At 57.9% G+C, this 235-nt stretch carries 1 protein-coding gene; it reads right to left on the bottom strand.

The genetic code is table 11. The features are described from left to right. Nucleotides 1–235, bottom strand: a 235-nt coding sequence (locus AC0L3E_RS34745; protein WP_473606932.1) for an efflux RND transporter permease subunit, incomplete at both ends; no start/stop codon positions are given.

Genomic DNA, 235 nt, shown 5'->3' with positions numbered 1-235 from the left:
GAATGTTTGTGGATTATTCAACGACGGCACGGCCTCTATGGCGTGACGTAAATACATCAGCATCACCACGCCAAATTCGGCGGCGACCCCGGCGAGGGCGATAAAGCCAGTGCCCGTCGCCACGGAAAGATGAAAGCCCATCCACCACAGCAACCAGATGCCGCCCACCAGCGCAAACGGTACGCTGCTGATAATCAGCAACGCTTCGCCCACCCGACGGAACGCCAGATACAAC

This window comes from Mesorhizobium sp. WSM4822 (assembly GCF_055811155.1).
This window is presented reverse-complemented; position numbering and strand designations above follow the sequence as displayed.